This is a genomic window from Bradyrhizobium sp. 160 (assembly GCF_023073735.1).
Taxonomy (GTDB): domain Bacteria; phylum Pseudomonadota; class Alphaproteobacteria; order Rhizobiales; family Xanthobacteraceae; genus Bradyrhizobium.
On record NZ_JADPKD010000005.1, the window covers coordinates 88,873 to 105,499 of the forward strand.

At 63.8% G+C, this 16,627-nt stretch carries 16 protein-coding genes; 14 read left to right on the forward strand and 2 right to left on the reverse strand.

What is annotated here, in order from left to right; genetic code table 11:
* The first annotated feature begins 47 nt into the window (after nt 1-47).
* From IVA98_RS01425 to IVA98_RS01455, 7 genes are all read left to right on the forward strand, one after another.
* Entirely contained in the window at nt 48-806 is a 759-nt protein-coding gene (locus IVA98_RS01425) for an SDR family NAD(P)-dependent oxidoreductase (RefSeq protein WP_247299132.1), read from the forward strand.
* A gap of 182 nt (nt 807-988) precedes the next feature.
* Nucleotides 989-1,795, forward strand: a complete 807-nt coding sequence (locus IVA98_RS01430; RefSeq protein WP_247299134.1) for an enoyl-CoA hydratase/isomerase family protein — start codon at nt 989-991, stop codon at nt 1,793-1,795.
* A gap of 43 nt (nt 1,796-1,838) precedes the next feature.
* Nucleotides 1,839-3,710: an AMP-binding protein gene (locus tag IVA98_RS01435; RefSeq protein WP_247336561.1), complete on the forward strand. Its 1,872-nt coding sequence runs from the start codon at nt 1,839-1,841 to the stop codon at nt 3,708-3,710.
* Nucleotides 3,711-3,801: 91 nt separating this feature from the next.
* Nucleotides 3,802-4,929, forward strand: a complete 1,128-nt coding sequence (locus IVA98_RS01440) for an acyl-CoA dehydrogenase family protein (protein ID WP_247299138.1) — start codon at nt 3,802-3,804, stop codon at nt 4,927-4,929.
* A 116-nt stretch (nt 4,930-5,045) separates the two neighbouring features.
* Complete coding sequence (locus tag IVA98_RS01445) at nt 5,046-6,293, forward strand: acyl-CoA dehydrogenase (RefSeq protein WP_247299140.1); 1,248 nt, start codon at nt 5,046-5,048, stop codon at nt 6,291-6,293.
* Between the two features lie 133 nt (nt 6,294-6,426).
* Nucleotides 6,427-7,671 (forward strand): acyl-CoA dehydrogenase, encoded by a 1,245-nt coding sequence (locus tag IVA98_RS01450; RefSeq protein WP_247299142.1) that lies wholly within the window; start codon nt 6,427-6,429, stop codon nt 7,669-7,671.
* 147 nt (nt 7,672-7,818) lie between these two features.
* Nucleotides 7,819-8,517, forward strand: coding sequence for a nitroreductase (locus IVA98_RS01455; protein ID WP_247299145.1), 699 nt, complete (start codon nt 7,819-7,821; stop codon nt 8,515-8,517).
* Nucleotides 8,518-8,607: 90 nt separating this feature from the next.
* Here the strand turns inward: IVA98_RS01455 and IVA98_RS01460 are convergent, their stop codons facing one another.
* Together IVA98_RS01460 and IVA98_RS01465 are read right to left on the reverse strand one after the other, a co-directional pair.
* A complete protein-coding gene (locus IVA98_RS01460; protein WP_008543571.1) occupies nt 8,608-9,156 on the reverse strand; it encodes a sigma-70 family RNA polymerase sigma factor in 549 nt (182 codons plus the stop codon).
* On the reverse strand, nt 9,156-9,389 hold the full coding sequence (locus IVA98_RS01465; protein ID WP_247277731.1) for a NepR family anti-sigma factor: 234 nt from the start codon (nt 9,387-9,389) through the stop codon (nt 9,156-9,158). Before IVA98_RS01465 ends, IVA98_RS01460 begins: the two co-directional genes overlap by 1 nt.
* Before the next feature lie 229 nt (nt 9,390-9,618).
* Between IVA98_RS01465 and IVA98_RS01470 the strand changes: the two genes are divergently transcribed.
* The 7 genes from IVA98_RS01470 (at nt 9,619) to IVA98_RS01500 (ending at nt 16,607) form a co-directional block, all read left to right on the forward strand.
* Nucleotides 9,619-10,425 carry a response regulator gene (locus IVA98_RS01470; protein WP_247299147.1) on the forward strand — a complete coding sequence of 269 codons (807 nt, stop codon included), beginning with the start codon at nt 9,619-9,621 and terminating at the stop codon, nt 10,423-10,425.
* 136 nt (nt 10,426-10,561) lie between these two features.
* Nucleotides 10,562-11,161 carry a nuclear transport factor 2 family protein gene (locus tag IVA98_RS01475; RefSeq protein WP_247299149.1) on the forward strand — a complete coding sequence of 200 codons (600 nt, stop codon included), beginning with the start codon at nt 10,562-10,564 and terminating at the stop codon, nt 11,159-11,161.
* A gap of 266 nt (nt 11,162-11,427) precedes the next feature.
* Nucleotides 11,428-11,862: a hypothetical protein gene (locus IVA98_RS01480; protein WP_247299152.1), complete on the forward strand. Its 435-nt coding sequence runs from the start codon at nt 11,428-11,430 to the stop codon at nt 11,860-11,862.
* Nucleotides 11,863-11,976: 114 nt separating this feature from the next.
* A complete protein-coding gene (htpG, locus tag IVA98_RS01485) occupies nt 11,977-13,854 on the forward strand; it encodes a molecular chaperone HtpG (protein ID WP_247299154.1) in 1,878 nt (625 codons plus the stop codon).
* A 120-nt stretch (nt 13,855-13,974) separates the two neighbouring features.
* A complete protein-coding gene (locus tag IVA98_RS01490; protein ID WP_247299156.1) occupies nt 13,975-14,253 on the forward strand; it encodes a DUF3551 domain-containing protein in 279 nt (92 codons plus the stop codon).
* A gap of 34 nt (nt 14,254-14,287) precedes the next feature.
* On the forward strand, nt 14,288-14,557 hold the full coding sequence (locus IVA98_RS01495) for a DUF3551 domain-containing protein (RefSeq protein ID WP_247299158.1): 270 nt from the start codon (nt 14,288-14,290) through the stop codon (nt 14,555-14,557).
* 235 nt (nt 14,558-14,792) lie between these two features.
* The gene (locus tag IVA98_RS01500; protein WP_247299159.1) at nt 14,793-16,607 is read left to right on the forward strand and encodes a long-chain-acyl-CoA synthetase; all 1,815 of its coding nucleotides are present in this window, start codon (nt 14,793-14,795) and stop codon (nt 16,605-16,607) included.
* Nucleotides 16,608-16,627: the final 20 nt, after the last annotated feature.

Sequence of the window (16,627 nt, forward strand, 5' to 3'; positions counted from 1 at the left end):
CGAGCTTTCAAGTCCAGAGAAGAAACGCCCAAGGAAAGGTACAAGCGATGCAGTTGAAAGACGTAGCCGTTCTCATCACCGGCGGCGGTTCGGGGCTTGGTGCCGCGACCGCCCGGGCCATGGCCGCCAAGGGCGCCAAGATCGGCGTGATCGACCAGAGCAAGGAAAACGCCGAGAAGGTTGCCGCCGAGGTGAAGGGCGTCGCGCTCCATGCCGACGTCACCAGCGAAGAGCAGATCAAGGCGGCGATCGCCAAGGCAGAAGCCGCGCATGGCGTCGCGCGCGTACTGATGAACTGCGCCGGCATCGGCGGCTCGCAGCGTATCGTCGGCCGCGACGGCGTTTACCCGCTGGAAAAGTTCGCCCGCATCATCAACGTCAACCTGATCGGCACTTTCAACTGCCTGCGCCTGTTCGCCGAGCGCCTGGTCACGATCGAGCCGCTCGGTGAAGAGCGCGGCGTCATCGTCAACACAGCCTCGGTCGCCGCTTACGAAGGCCAGATCGGCCAGATCGCCTATTCGGCCTCGAAGGGTGGCGTCGTCGGCCTGACGCTGCCGGCCGCGCGCGACCTCGCCAGCCAGAAGATCCGCGTCAATACCATCGCGCCCGGCCTGTTCTTCACGCCGCTCTTGATGGGCCTGAACGAGGAAGCCCGCAAGAGCCTGGGCGCCCAGGTGCCGCATCCTTCGCGCCTCGGTGACGCCGCCGAGTACGGCATGCTCGCCGTGCACATCGTGGAGAACCCGATGCTGAACGGCGAGACCATCCGCCTTGACGGCGCGATCCGTATGGCGCCGAGGTAGACTCTCTTCTTTCCTTCTCCCCTTGTGGGAGAAGGTGGCGCGAAGCGCCGGATGAGGGGTCTCTATCCGCGGACGCAGACCCCTCACCCGAGCGAACTCGTGGCTACCGACGTGCATGCCCTCTCCCACAAGGGGAGAGGGCACAATAATAGGCACCTCACGCGCACATGCACGAGGCCCCAATGTCCCGACCGCTGCTGATCGAGCATGATGACGGCGTTGACCGGGTGACGCTGAATCGTCCTGAAAGCCTCAATGCGCTCGATCCGGCCTTGATCGATGCGCTCAATGTCTATTTCCAGCGCATTCAGCGCAATCGCGACACGCGCGTGGTCGTGCTGAAGGGCGCGGGCAAGAATTTCTGTGCCGGCCTCGATCTCAAGGCCGCGATGGCTCGTCGTGTCGGACAGCAGGAGCCGCCTGGCGTTACCGAGTCGCTGGATTCGCAGCGGCGCATCGCCGACATCGTGATGTTGATGCGGCGCTGTCCGCAGCCGATCCTGGCTCTTGTGCAGGGCGCCGCGGCCGGCGGCGGCTTTGCGCTGGCGCTTGCCTCCGACATCCGCATCGCCACGAAATCGGCGCGCATGAATTGCGCTTTCATCAAGCTCGGCCTCGGCGGCTGCGACATCGGCACTAGCTATTTCCTGCCGCGGCTCGTCGGGGTGTCCGTGGCGTCCGAGTTGATCCTGACGGGGCGTTTCATCGGCGCCGACCGCGCGCTCGCGGTCGGGCTCGTCTCGGAGGTCGTCGACGAGGACAGGCTCGATGATGCAGCCGCGCCTTATGTCAACGCGATGATGACGGCCTCGCCCGTGGGGCTGAGTCTCTCCAAGGAATGTCTCAACATGAGCGTCGATGCCGGTTCGCTGGAAGCTGCGATCGCAATGGAAGACCGCAACCAGGTCCTGTGCAGCCGTTCCGAGGAATTTTCGGAAGGCATCAGGGCCTTCCTTGAGAAGCGAAAGCCTGTCTATATCAAACGCTAAAGACAAAGATCCGCCAAGGACAAGAAATTCCGGGAGACGCAAAATGAGTGGAAGCGCGGCGGCGGTGATGACGAAACCCGCCTTTCGCAAGGTCGAGTGGCTCAAGCGCGACATCGCCGTCGAGCGCCGCGGCGACGGCACGGTGGTGCTGAAGTCGCGCATTCCGCTGCAGCCTTACGAGAAGCACATTCCGGCTTCGCTGGCGAAATGGGCGAAACAGGCGCCCGAGCGCATCTGGCTCGCGCAGCGCGGCGGAGCGAATCGCGAATGGCGCAAAGTGTCCTATGGCGAAGCCAAGCGCACCGTGGATGCGCTGACGCAAGCGCTACTGAACCTCAAGCTCGAGGGACGGCCCGTCACGATCCTCTCCGGCAATTCGATCGAGCACGCCCTGATGACGCAGGCCGCGATGCAGGCGCGCGTTCCGGCGGCGCCCGTGTCGCCGGCCTACTCGCTGATGAGCCACGATCATGTCAAGCTGAAATATCTGTTCGATTTGATCAAGCCGGCCGTGGTGATGGTGCAGGACGGCCCGATCTTCGAAAAGGCACTGAAGGCGCTCGACCTCACCGGCGTTACCGTCGTTCACGTCGCGCGTCCCTGCGACGGCATCAAGAGCGTCAGCTTTGCCGAGCTCGCCGCAACGCCGGTGACCGCCGAGGTCGAAGCGTCGATTGCACAGATCACGCCCCAGACCGTCGGCAAACTGCTGTTTACCTCCGGCTCGACCGGCATGCCAAAAGCCGTCATCAACACGCAAGAGATGATGTGCGCTAATGCGGCGATGATGATGCAGGTGCGGCCCCGTGATCCCACCGGTCCGATCTCGACCATGCTGGACTGGATGCCCTGGAACCACACCATGGGCGGCAATGCGGCGTTCCACCCGATCCTCGTCGAAGGCGGTACGCTCTATATCGATGACGGCCGGCCGATGCCGGGCCAATTCGAAGAGACGCTGCGAAACTTGCGCGAGATCTCGCCGACCTATTACGCCAACGTGCCGGCCGGCTATGCTGCGTTGGCGGCGGCGATGGAGAAGGACGACGCGCTGTGCCGCTCGTTCTTCAAGAACCTGTCGATCATGGCCTATGGCGGCGCGCGCCTGCCGGACGATCTCTACGATCGCATGCAGGCGCTCGCGGTGAAGACGACCGGTGAGCGCATCGTGTTCTACACCGGCTGGGGCTCGACCGAGACCGCGCCGACCTCGACCGGCACGTATTGGGAGACCGAGCGCGTCGGCCTGATCGGCCTCCCGTTCCCCGGGGTCGAATTGAAGATGGTGCCGTGCGGCTCGAAATACGAACTGCGACTGCGCGGCGTCAACGTCACGCCCGGCTATTTCGGTCAGCCTGAGCTAACGAAGAAGATGTTCGACGAGGAGGGTTTTTACTGCATCGGCGATGCCGGCATCTTCGTCGACGAGAAGGATCCGGTGCAGGGCATCATCTTTGCCGGGCGCGTGGTGGAGGATTTCAAGCTCACCACGGGCACCTTCGTGCATGTCGGCTCACTCCGTACAGATGCGATCGCGGCCGCAACGCCCGTCGTGCATGACGCGCTGGTCGCGGGACAGGATCGCCCGTTTATCGGCCTGCTGGCTTGGCCGAACCTGCACGCTTGTCGCCAACTCGTCGGCAATCCCGATCTGAGCTTTGCGGATGCGGTCAGGCACCCCGAGGTGATCGCCTGCTTCAGGCGCGGGCTGGAGACGCACAACCGGGAATGCGAAGGCGCCAGCAGCCGCATCATCGCGCGTGCCATGCTGATGGCCGAACCGCCCTCGATCGACGGCAACGAGCTCACCGATAAGGGCTACATCAACCAGCGCGCCGGCTTAGAGCGCCGCGCATCGCTGGTGGAGCGGCTTTATGCGGATGAGCCGGATGAAGATGTGATCGTACTGCGATGAATGCGCAACTCTCAACCTCGTCATTCCGGGATGGCCGAAGGGCCAGGCCCGGAATGACGGCTCAATGAGTACGACGAAAAGGTAGCCCGCCATGAACTTCGATTTCTCCGACGATCAGAAGCAGCTCCGCGACCAAGCGCGCAAATTCCTCGCCGAAAAGTGCTCGCCGAAAGCCGTGCGCGTCGTCCTCGACGGCAAGGCGCCCTATGACAAGGAGCTGTGGAAGGGCCTTGCCGAAATGGGGTTTCTCGGCGTCGCGATCCCGGAAGAGTTCGGCGGTGCGGGCGCCGGCCATCTCGAGCTCTGCGTGATCGCGGAGGAAATGGGGCGCGCGAACGCGCCGGTGCCGTTCTCCTCAACTGTCTACCTCGCCGCCGAAGCGCTGCTGATCGCCGGCAGTGACGCGCAAAAGAAAAAGTGGCTGCCCGCTATTGCCTCGGGCGAGGCGATCGGCACGCTGGCGCTGTTCGAAGGCAAGGGCAATCCGTCGCCGAAGAACGTCAAGCTGACCGCTTCGAATGGCGCGCTCAATGGAGTCAAGAAGCCGGTCGCCGACGGCGCCATCGCCAATTTCGCGGTGGTGGCCGCGCGCACGGGATCGAGCGGACGTGAGAATGACATCTCGCTGTTCCTGGTCGATCTCAGGGCCGGCGGCGCCGAAGTGAAAAGCCTCACCAACCTCGATCCGACCCGTGGGCAGGCCGAGATCACCTTCAAGGACTGTAAGGCCGAGCCGCTGGGGGGCGCCGGCGAGGGTTGGAGCATCCTCACCCAGGTGCTCGACCGCGCCGCGGTGCTGTGCGCGTTCGAGCAAGTAGGCGGCGCCGACCGCGCCCTGGAAATGGGCCGCGACTACGCCCTCGACCGCATCGCCTTCGGCCGGCAGATCGGCTCGTTCCAGGCCGTAAAGCACATGCTCGCCGACATGTATGTCTCGGCGACGCTGGCACGCTCCAACAGCTATTACGGTGCCTGGGCGCTCTCGACCAACGCAGCCGAATTGCCGGAAGCCGCCGCCGCCGCGCGCATCAGCGCGACGCAGGCGTTCCAGCACTGCGCCAAGAACAACATCCAGGTTCACGGCGGCATGGGTTTCACCTGGGAGTTCGACTGCCACATGTACTACCGCCGCGCCAACGCCATGGCGCTCGGGCTCGGCAGCCTCACCTATTGGGAAGACCAGTTGATCGACCGCATGCGCAAGAAGAACGCGGCCTGATGTGATTCCGGGACACGCGAAGCGCGAACCCGGAATCTCGATTTGAGTCGGTAACCTCTGGATTCCGGGTTCGATGCTTTGCATCGCCCCGGAATGACCGAAGAAGAGAAAGAGCCATGAACTTCGACGACACCCCGCAAGAGGCCGAATTCCGCGCCACCGCCCGCGCATGGATTGATGCGAACGCGCCCAAGCAATACGAAGAAGAGCTGCGCAAATCTTCGCTCGGCCGCACCCAGCTCAGGAACGCGAACATTCTCGAGGTCGCAAAGGCCTGGCAAAAGAAGAAGGCCGATGCCGGCTGGGCCTGCCTGCACTGGCCGAAGGAGTATGGCGGCCGCGGCTCATCGCCCATCGAGCGCGTGATCTGGCAGCAGGAGGAAGGTCCGTTCGGAAAGCTCTCCCACATGTTCATCATCGGCCACGGCATGTGCGGGCCGACCATGATGGCGTTTGCGCGCGAGGAACATAAGCGCACCTATCTGCCGCCGCTCGCTTCCGGCGAGAAGGTCTGGTGCCAGCTGTTCTCCGAGCCGGCCGGCGGCTCGGATGTCGCGGGGCTTCGTACTCGCGCGGAGAAGGACGGCGATGAATGGGTCATCAACGGCCAGAAGATCTGGACATCAGGCGCGCATTATTCGGACTACGGCATCCTCTTGACCCGCACCGATCCGACCGTGCCCAAGCACAAGGGCCTCACCATGTTCTTCCTGGACATGAAGAGCCCGGGCGTCGAGGTCAGGCCGATCAAGCAGGCGAGCGGTGCGTCCGATTTCAACGAGGTCTATTTCACGAATGTCCGCATCCCCGATCACCAGCGCCTTGGCGAGGTCGGTGACGGCTGGAATGTCTCGCTGACCACGCTGATGAACGAGCGCATGTCGATTGGCGCAGGCGTCTCGACCGGCTTTCCGGAGCTGTTCGAATATTGCTCCAGCCTGATGCTCGACGATGGTCCTGCGATCGATGATCGCGCCGTGCGCGCGAAGCTGGCGAATTGGGCGGCGAAGGCGAGCGGCCTGCGCTACACCAGCATGCGCGCGATCTCGGCGCTATCGAAGGGCGAGCGGCCGGGGCCGGAGAATTCCATCGGCAAGCTGGTGGCAGGCTCGATGATCCAGGACGTCGCGACCTACGCGCTCGAGTTGCAGGGTGCGGCTGGTGTCGTCAGCAGTCCAGAGGATGCCGAAGTCGCGGGCCGCTTCCAGGCGATGCTGCTGCGTGCACCGGGTACGCGCGTCGAAGGCGGCACCGACGAGATCATGCGCAACATCATCGCCGAGCGGGTGCTGGGCCTGCCGGGCGACATCCGTGTCGACAAGGACGTGCCGTTCAACAAGATCCCGACAAAGGGAAGAGGTTAATCATGTCCCGGACGCGGTACGGTACGAAGTACCGCTCCGCCGCGCCGGGACCCCGAGCTACAATGGGCCCCGGCTTGGCAGCGCACCGCTTTGCGCTGCGCGGCGTCCGGGTCAGGGAGAGGAGAGTTCGAAGATGAATTTCGACGACACCCCGCAAGAGGCCGCATTCCGCGAGACCGCGCGCAAATGGGTCGAGGCCAACGCACCGAAGGAACTCCATGCCGAGCTGTCAAAATCTTCGCTTGGCCGAATCCGCCTTGCCAAGCAAGACATCGTCGAGGTCGGCAAGGCCTGGCAGAAGAAGAAGGCGGAAGGCGGCTGGGCCTGCCTGCCCTGGCCGAAGGAATATGGCGGCCGCGGCGCGACGCCGATCGAACGCGTCATCTGGCAACAGGAAGAGGGCGTCTACGGCAAGCTGACGCAACCGTTCCAGATCGGCGAAGGTATGTGCGGCCCGACCGTGATGGCCTTCGGCAGCGAAGATGCCAAGCGCCGATACTTGCCGAAGCTCGCCTCTGGCGAGGAGATCTGGTGCCAGCTTTTCTCGGAGCCGTCGGCCGGCTCCGACGTTGCGGGCCTCCGCACCCGTGCCGAGAAGAAGGGCGATAGCTGGGTCGTCAATGGCCAGAAGATCTGGACCTCGGGCGCGCATTATTCCGATTACGGTCTCTTGATTGCGCGTACCGATCCGAACGTGCCGAAGCACAAGGGCCTCACCATGTTCTTCCTGGACATGAAGAGCCCGGGCGTCGAGGTGCGTCCGATCAAGCAAGCCAACGGCATGCAGGAATTCAACGAGGTCTATTTCACCGACGTCGTGATCCCCGACAGCCAGCGCCTCGGCGCCGTCGGCGAGGGCTGGAGCGTGTCGCTGACCACGCTGATGAACGAGCGCATGTCGATCGGCGCGCGGCTCGCAACCGGCGTGCCTGAGATATTCGAGTTCTGCTCGAATCTGATGCTGGAGGACGGACTTGCGATCGACGATCCCGCCGTGCGCTCGAAGCTCGCCAGTTGGGCCGTGAAGGCGAGCGGGCTGAAATACACCAGCTACCGCGCGATCTCGGCGCTGTCGAAGGGCGAGCGACCGGGCCCGGAGAATTCGATCGGCAAGCTGGTCTCGGGCATGATGCTCCAGGACATCGCGACCTACGCCATGGACCTCCAGGGCGCAGCCGGTGTTCTCACAGGCAGCGACGAGGAGACGGCGCAGGGCCAGTTCCAGCAAATGCTGCTGTCCTCGCCCTCGATGCGTATCGCCGGCGGCACCGACGAGATTTTGCGCAACATCATCGCCGAGCGGGTGCTAGGTCTGCCGGGCGACATCCGCGTCGACAAGGACGTGCCGTACAACAAGATCCCGACCAAGGGACGGTGATGCGGCATTGTAGGGTGGGTTAGCGCTGCGGATGCGCGAAGCGCGATCCGCTGGGCGTAACCCACCACTTCGGTGGCCGCGGAAACAAAAGAGGTGGGTTACGCCTTCGGCTAACCCACCTACGAGGAAAGCAACGCGAGCTGATCCATGGACGCACAAGTGAAACAAATCGACCGCATCGGCGTGCTCGAAGAGCTGCTCAACGAGCGCTACTCCGTTCGCGCTTTCCTCCCCAAGGAAGTCGACCGCGCCACGATCGAGCACGTGCTGAAGACGGCGCAGCGCACGGCGTCCTGGTGCAACAGCCAGCCCTGGCAGGTCGTCATCGCCAGCGGCGCGGCCAAGGAGCGCTTTCGCCAGGCGATCTATACGGAAGCCTCCGGCGGTCTTGGCGACGATTACGATTTCACCCCGCCGCGCGAATATGTCGGGGTCTATCTCGAACGCCGGCGCGAAAGCGGCTTTCAGCTCTACAACACGCTCGGCATCGCCCGCGGCGACAAGGCGGCCTATGCCAGGCAGGCGCTGGAGAACTACAATTTCTTCGGCGCGCCGCATGTCGCGATCATTCACACCAACGAGCCGCTCGGCATCTACGGCGCGATCGATTGCGGCGCCTATGTCTCCAACTTCATGCTGGCCGCGCAGGCGCTTGGGCTCGGCACCATTCCGCAGGCGGCGCTGGCGCGCCATTCCGGTCTGATCCGCCGCCACTTCAGCCTGCCCGACGATCGCCGGATCGTCTGCGGCATCTCGTTCGGCTATGCCGACCACGCGCACAAGGTCAACAGCTACCGCACCTCGCGGGCGAGTGTGGCCGATACCGTGACCTTCGTGGAGGAGTGATCGGCGCTGCGAGCTTGACGCCATCGGCGACGCGCAAAGGCGGCCGCGGAAGCGGCCGCCTTTGTTTGTCTCACCCAGTTGACGCCGCCGTCAGCCGCCGCTGCCGCCGATCACGGCCCTTACGGTCTCGTCGGGCCCAAAGTCCTCGGCGCCCTCGACATAGAGCAGCGCAGCGAGCTTCGAGCGGGCGCGGTTGACGCGGCTCTTGATGGTGCCGACCGCACAGCCGCAGATCGAGGCCGCATCCTCGTAGGAGAAGCCGGAGGCGCCGACCAGGATCAGCGCTTCACGTTGGTCCTGTGGAAGCTTGTCGAGCGCCGTACGAAACTCCTCGAATTCGAGATGCGCGTTTTGCGATGGTTGCGTCTTCAGCGTCTTGGCGTAGTTGCCTTCGGCGTCCTCGACCTCCCGCCGCCGCTTGCGATAGTCGGAGCGGAACAGGTTGCGCAGGATCGTGAACAACCACGCCGGCAGATTGGAGCCAGGCTGGAACGAGTCGATGTTGGCGAGCGCGCGAAGCAGTGTCTCCTGCACCAAATCGTCAGCGCGGTCCGCATTGCCGCTGAGCGAGATCGCGAACGCGCGCAGACTCGGCACGGCCGCCAGGATGTCGTTACGCAGGGAGTCGGTGAGAGGCATTAATCCCTCCCATTGCTGTTGTCGTTGGATCCGCCCTCATTTTCCACTTGGGAAGTCGCTCCTTGTGCATCAAGCTTCTTGATCAGTTCAGCGAACCGATCCGGAACCCCCTGCCGCACGACATCGTCGTACATGGCGCGCAGCTGATGCCCGATCCGGGATTGGATCTCCGGAGTGAGCCCTCCCTTGCCGGGGGTCGTGCTTTTGCTGGCTTGAGACTTAAGATCTTTCATGACCTGTTCCACGTTTCCCCGAGTTAAGTGACTGTAAAATCGAGAAATTTTCTCAACCGGGAGCCGTTCCCTGGATAGGCACAATGCGAGCTGCGAGAAAAAGTTCCGCGCAATGCGGAACTTTTCTGAAGCTGAGGCGTAAACAGCCGAGCAGGGGAACCCGGGCCCCCCGCGTAACGCCTGACCTAAGGGTGACCTCAAGGCTGGCCCGAAGATGAATGGAGTGGGGATGTCCCGTTCACAGCTCGTTGCTGAACACTTGCCGCTGTTGCGCCGGTATGCACGTGCCCTGACGGGCAGCCAGGCCTCCGGTGACGCCTATGTCGCCGCCATGTTGGAAGCCATGCTTGGCGATCCGTCGGTGCTCGACGAGAGCCATGGGCCGCGCGCCGGCCTGTTCCGGCTGTTCACCCAGATCTGGAATTCGGTCTCCGTCAACGACGATGCCGAGGTGACGACACTGCCGATGCCGCCGGAACGGCGGCTGTCGAACATCACACCCCTGCCGCGGCAGGCCTTCCTGCTGCTCTCGCTCGAGGGCTTTTCGGAAGAGGAAGTCGCCTTCATTCTCGGCACCGACGTGGGCGAGACGCGGCGGCTTGCGGACGCCGCCGGACGCGAGATGGCGGCCGAGATCGCCACCGACGTGCTGATCATCGAGGACGAGACCTTCATTGCCATGGACCTCGAGAGCTTGGTGAAGAATCTCGGCCATAACGTCGTCGGCGTCGCGCGAACCCATGCCGATGCGGTGGCGCTGGCCAAGAACAAGCGGCCCGGCCTGATCCTCGCCGACATCCAGCTCGCCGACGGTTCGTCCGGATTGGACGCCGTCAACGAGCTGCTCCGCACCTTCGAGGTGCCGGTGGTGTTCATCACCGCGTACCCCGAGCGATTCCTCACCGGCGAGCGCCCCGAGCCCGCGTTCCTGATCTCAAAACCGTTCCAGCCGGCGATGGTGTCTGCGGTGGCGAGCCAGGCGCTGTTCTTCCAGCGCAACTCGCGCAACCGCACGCCGAAGGCACCGGCGGCCTGATAGAGGCTCCCGCGCAAGATTGATCCGGCGTGCTGCAAGGGCACGCCGGATTTTTAGTGTTTGCGTGCCACGGCTTGACTGGCATCGAATTGGCCGCTCATACCTCGTGCATCGGACTTCCCTCGGAGGCGTGCACATGGACCAGCAACTCCTCGATCGCCTGGCCATCCGCGACCTCGTCGAGAACTGGGCGGTGTGGCGCGACGCCGGCGACTGGGAGCGCTTTGCCACGGTCTGGCATGATGAAGGCTGGATGTCCGCCACCTGGTTTCAGGGGCCGGCGCGGGATTTCATGCGCGTCAGCCAGGAGGGGTTCGCCAAGGGCGTGCGCATCCTGCATTTCCTCGGTGGCACCAGCATCGACCTCGAGGGCGAGCGGGCCATCGCCCAGACCAAAATGACGATCTCACAGCGGGCCCTGGTGCACGACGTGCTCTGCGACGTCGTCTGCACCGGACGCTTCTACGATTTCCTGGAGAAGCGGCACGGCCAATGGGGAATCGTCCGCCGCCAGCCGATCTACGAGAAGGACCGAATCGACCCCGTCGATCCCGCCGCGCCGCTTCAGCTCGACCAGAAAGCGCTCGCCGCCCTTCCCGAAGGCTACCGCCACCTCGCCTACATGCAGGAGCTGATCGGCTACAAGGTCAAGCGCGACATGCCGGGCCTCACCGGGCCTGAAGTCGAGAAGCTCTATGGTGAAGGGCGGGACTGGCTGGCGGGGACGGCCAAATAATGCGAAGCAAAAGTGAGCCCCAGACAAAAGTAAGGCGCGACTGGCATCACCACAGTCGCGCCCTACGTCGCCGGCTTATGGGGCAGGGGGGAATAGCCGGCTGCTGAGACGACTCCTGCCCGCGAAAGTCGTTCCACGCCTTGCAAAATATTTTGCGCGGCCGGCGACTTTTTTCGCACACGGTTAAGTGATCGTGACGGCCGAGAACCCCTGATCCTTCGTCAGCGTTGTTCCCGCGATCGCCATGGGGCGAGGGATCGACAGCCATGTCACAGACTCAAAAGGCATTTTTAGGCGCCGTCGCGATTGCCGCAACGCTGGGCGCGGTGCAATTGGCCTCCGGCCACGATCTGGCCGACCGCTGGCAGGCCGTCGCCGATATTCCCAGCCACAGCACCAACTACGCGCCAAGCCACAACGTCAACCGAACCGGCAAGGCCGACCGCCTTGGCGAGATCAAGCCGGCACCGGTTCCGACCCGAACCGTGTCGATGCGACTGAATGACCTTGCCGATACGTCGGTGCTGCTGCGGGTGCCGGCGGTGATCGAGACCGGCAATGCGAAGCCGCCGGTGCTGCTCCAAAACCAGAATCAGAGCCTGCAGAAGGCGCGCAGCAAGCCGACGATCGCCTGCGAGCCGATGGTCAGCTCTCTGACCGAGATCGCCAAGCTGCTCCAGCCCGGCCGCTGCGTGACCTGATCTGGGCATTCGTCCAGTCAAGGCAGGCTCTGCCGCGCCCCTTCACATCCTCTTGATCCGCCGTGTCGTCGCGCTATATCCGGGTTCCTCCCTTTGATTTGACCGGGTAAGCGCATGACGACGTTAGATACGGCTGTGCATACGCAGCCTTTCCAGGCCGAAGTTTCCGAACTGCTGCACCTCATGGTGCACTCTGTTTATTCGGAAACCGATATCTTCCTCCGCGAACTCATTTCCAATGCCTCCGATGCCTGCGACAAGCTGCGCTACGAGGCGATCGCAAGTCCGGCGCTGCTGGGTGAGGGCGACGCGCTCAAGATCCGCATCATCCCGAACAAGACAGCCGGAACGCTCACGGTCGCGGACAATGGCATCGGCATGGAGCGCCAGGAGCTGATCGATCATCTCGGCACCATCGCCCGCTCCGGCACCAAGGCGTTCGTGTCGAAGCTGAAGGAAGCCAAGGACGGCCTTGGCCTGATCGGTCAGTTCGGTGTCGGCTTCTATTCCGCCTTCATGGTCGCCGAGAAGATCGTCGTGATCAGCCGCCGTGCCGGTGAGAGTGACGTCTGGAGCTGGACGTCCTCCGGCGGCTCCGGGTTCGAGATCGCCCGTGCCAGCGACGAGGACGCGGCACGCGTGGCGCGCGGCACCGAGATCGTCCTGCACCTGAAGGACGACGCCAAAAAATACCTCGAGACCTACGAGATCGAGCGCATCGTCGGTGCCTATTCCGACAACATCCTGTTTCCCATCGAGCTCGTGCCTGGTGAGGGCGAGCCGCGCCAGATCAATTCGGCAAGCGCGCTGTGGCAGCGCTCGAAATCCGAGCTGACCGCAGACGACTACAAGAAGGCCTATCAGCAGATCGCCTCCGCCTTCGATGATCCCGCGATGACGCTGCATTACCGCGCCGAGGGCCGATATTCCTACGCCGTGCTGCTGTTCGCGCCATCGACGAAACCGTTCGACCTGTTCGAGCCGAACCGCAAGGGCCGCGTCAAGCTTTACGTCCGCCGCGTCTTCATCACCGATGATGCCGATCTGTTGCCGGGCTATCTCCGCTTCATCCGTGGCGTCGTCGACAGTGAGGATCTCCCGCTCAACATCTCCCGCGAGATGCTCCAGAACAATCCGCAGCTCGCGCAGATCCGCAAAGCCGTGGCGACCCGCGTTGTGTCCGAGCTCGAAAGCCTCGCCGAGAAGGATCCGGAGAATTTCGCCAAGATCTGGGATGCCTTTGGCGCCGTGCTGAAGGAAGGCATCTACGAGGATTTCGAACGTCGTGAAAAGCTGCTGGCGCTGTCGCGCTTTACCACGACGTCGGGTGAGAAGCGGTCGCTGAAGCAGGTGATCGCCGATTTCAAGCCGAACCAGACCGAGATCTACTATCTCGTCGGCGACAGCATCGAGCGGCTGAAGTCCAATCCGCGGCTTGAGGCCGCGACCGCGCGCGGCATCGAGGTGCTGCTGCTGTCCGATCCCGTCGACGCCTTCTGGACCTCGATGCCCTCGGAATTCGAGGGCAAGCCGCTGAAATCGCTGAGCCAGGGCGATCTCAACCTCGACCTGATCCCGCGCGTCGACGACAAGGACGAGGCGAAAAAGGATGAGCCTGAGGCGGATGAAGCCGCTACTATCGCGGTGATCAAGGCGGCGCTCGGCGAGCGCGTCAGCGACGTCAAGGCCTCGACGCGGCTCACCAGCTCCGCCTCGTGTCTCGTCGCCGACAGCCAGGGCCCGAGTCGCGAACTGGAGCGCATCCTGGCGCAGCAGAATCGCGGCATGAAAACCAAGCCGATCCTCGAGATCAATCTGCGCCATCCGATGGTGGGCGCGATCACCAAGGCGCAGGCGGGCTCGAAGGTGGTCGATGATCTCAGTCTGCTCCTGCTCGAACAGGCGCAGATCCTGGACGGCGAATTGCCGGAAGATCCGGCGGCGTTTGCGGCGAGGCTGAACCGTCTCGTGCTGCAGGGGCTCGGCGGCTAGCTTGCTCCACTCACCTTGCCGTCATCTGTCCCTGGGAACAGTCGCCTCTTGCGTGGTGTTATGCCATATGAGGCGGCTGGCATCCGCGCCGGCGCGCCTGACCAAATCGAGGATTTCGCCATGCGCCTGTCAATCTTGATGCTCATCGCGGTCGTCACGGTGCTGGGCGCGTCAGATGCCGGCGCCCAGACCTATGATCCGCGATACCCGGTGTGCATGCACGTCTATACGCCCGGCGGCTTCACCGGTGGCGGCGGTGACTATTTCGACTGCTCGTTCACCTCGCTGCCGCAATGCCGCGCCACGGCGTCGGGCCGCTCGGCCAGCTGCGACGTCAATCCTTATTACGCCTTCGATGAACCGCCGCCGCCGCGCCGCCGCCACAAGAAGGTGCACTAGCGCTTCCACGATGCGACCTCTGGGGACTGTCTTCATGCGCCACTCACTCGGCCTGATCATGACTTTCGGTGCCATGCTGGCGGCTGCGCCGCTGCATGCGCAGACCTTCGACCCCCGCTATCCCATCTGCATGCACGTCTATTCCGGCGCGAACGGCGGGGGCGGGGAGTGGTACGACTGTTCCTTCATCTCGATACCGCAGTGCCGCGCCACGGCGTCGGGCCGCGCCGCGACCTGCGACCTTAATCCGTACTATCCTGTCAACGCCCCGGCCTCGCGCCCGCGTTACAGGCTAAACGGTTAGCGCCGGGCGTATCGCCGCTCCGCCTCGCCTGGGGCTTACCGCTACACTTCCTGAACCCCGGCAACTCGACCACCTGCGCTAGCGATCGTCTCGGCCATCGGCATGCCGCCGATCCCTCCGGCTTGATCAAGGGTCACTAGCGTTAATCCCGTACTAACCGGGTTTACCCTGTCTCTTAACATCTGGGCAGGCTCGCAGGTCTAAGCTGCTGGATCAGCACACACGGCCTGAGAGAATGAACGGCATGACCACCAGTGTCATTGAGCAACCGAAAGTCGCGCGCGCGCCCTCAGCTTCGAAAATCTGGCTGAAGGCGATCGAGCTCACCGCGCGGATCGAGACTCTGCCGGGCCGTCTGTTCGCTGACGTCGTCGACGATTGGGCGCGACGCCAGCCCGATCGCGCAGCGCTGGTCACGGACGAGGCCACTCTCGACTACGAAGGTCTGTCGAAGAGGATCAACCGCTATGCGCGCTGGGCGCGCTCGGCTGGAATTGCCAAGGACGACACCGTTGCTCTGATCATGCCGAACGGCATCGACTATGTCGCGGCCTGGCTCGGCATCGGCCGTGTCGGCGGCGTGGCCGCGTTGATCAACACCAAACTCGTTGGGCAATCGCTCGCGCATTGCATCGATGTCGCAAAGCCGTCGCATGTCATCGTTGCGCATGAGCTGACGCGGATGCTGGATAGCGCCGCGCCGTATCTGAAGACCGAAGCAAAAGTCTGGACCCACGGCGATGCCCGCGGCGAACGCGCGATCGACGTGGCGCTGGCCGCGTTCGACGATGGAGCGCTCTCGCCGGACGAATATGGCAACGTCACCATCGATGACCGCGCGCTGCTGATCTATACCTCGGGCACCACCGGCCTGCCGAAGGCCGCCAGCATCAGCCACCGCCGCATCCTCAACTGGAGCTTTTGGTTCGCCGGCCTCACCGGGGCGACGCCGCAGGACCGGCTCTACGATTGCCTGCCGCTGTTCCACTCGGTCGGCGGCATTGTCGCGCCCTGCAGCATGCTGGCTGCCGGCGGGTCGGTGGTGATTGCGGAGAAGTTTTCGGCTTCGCATTTCTGGTCCGACATCGTCCGGCATGACTGCACGCTGTTCCAGTACATTGGCGAGCTCTGCCGCTATTTGCTCAAGGCGCCGCCGTCGGAATATGAGAACGCGCATCGTCTGCGGCTCGTCTGTGGCAACGGCCTGCGTGGCGACATCTGGGAAGACTTTCAGGCGCGCTTTTCCATTCCCCGCATTCTCGAATTCTATGCGGCGACCGAAGGCAATTTCTCGCTGTTCAACGTCGAGGGGCAGCCCGGCGCGATCGGCCGCATTCCACCGCTGCTCGCGCACCGCTTTCCCGCGAGCCTCATCAAGCTCGACCCCGACAGCGGCGCGCCGCTACGCAACGAAGAAGGCTTTTGCATCGCCTGCGCCCGCGGTGAGACCGGTGAAGCGATCGGCCGCATCGGTACCGCGGACCAGGGCGGCGGCCGTTTCGAGGGCTACACCGACGCGGGCGAGACCGAGAAGAAGATCCTGCGCGGCGTCTTTGCCCGCGGCGATGCCTGGTTCCGCACCGGCGACCTGATGCGGCTCGACGACAAGGGCTTCTTCCACTTCGTCGACCGCATCGGCGACACCTTCCGCTGGAAGGGCGAGAACGTCGCGGCGTCGGAGGTGAACGATGCCGTGCGCGATTTCACCGGCGTGATCGATGCCACCACCTACGGTGTCGGCATCCCCGGCACTGACGGTCGCGCCGGCATGAGCGCGCTTGTCGTGAACGAGGGCTTTGACATCGCCGCGCTGCCCGCGCATCTGGGACAGCGCCTGCCGCCCTATGCCCGCCCCGCTTTCATCCGCATCTGTTGCGAGATCGACGCGACCGAGACCTTCAAGCAGAAGAAGGGCGACCTCGCGCGCGACGGCTTCGATCCGGACGCGATAGCGGATCCGCTGTTCATGCTGGACCCGAAATCCGGCGCCTATGTCGCGCTCGACGCCGAGGCCTATGCGCAAATCGTGAACGGCACGATCAGGCTGTAACGCTGCGAAAATGCGCAGAT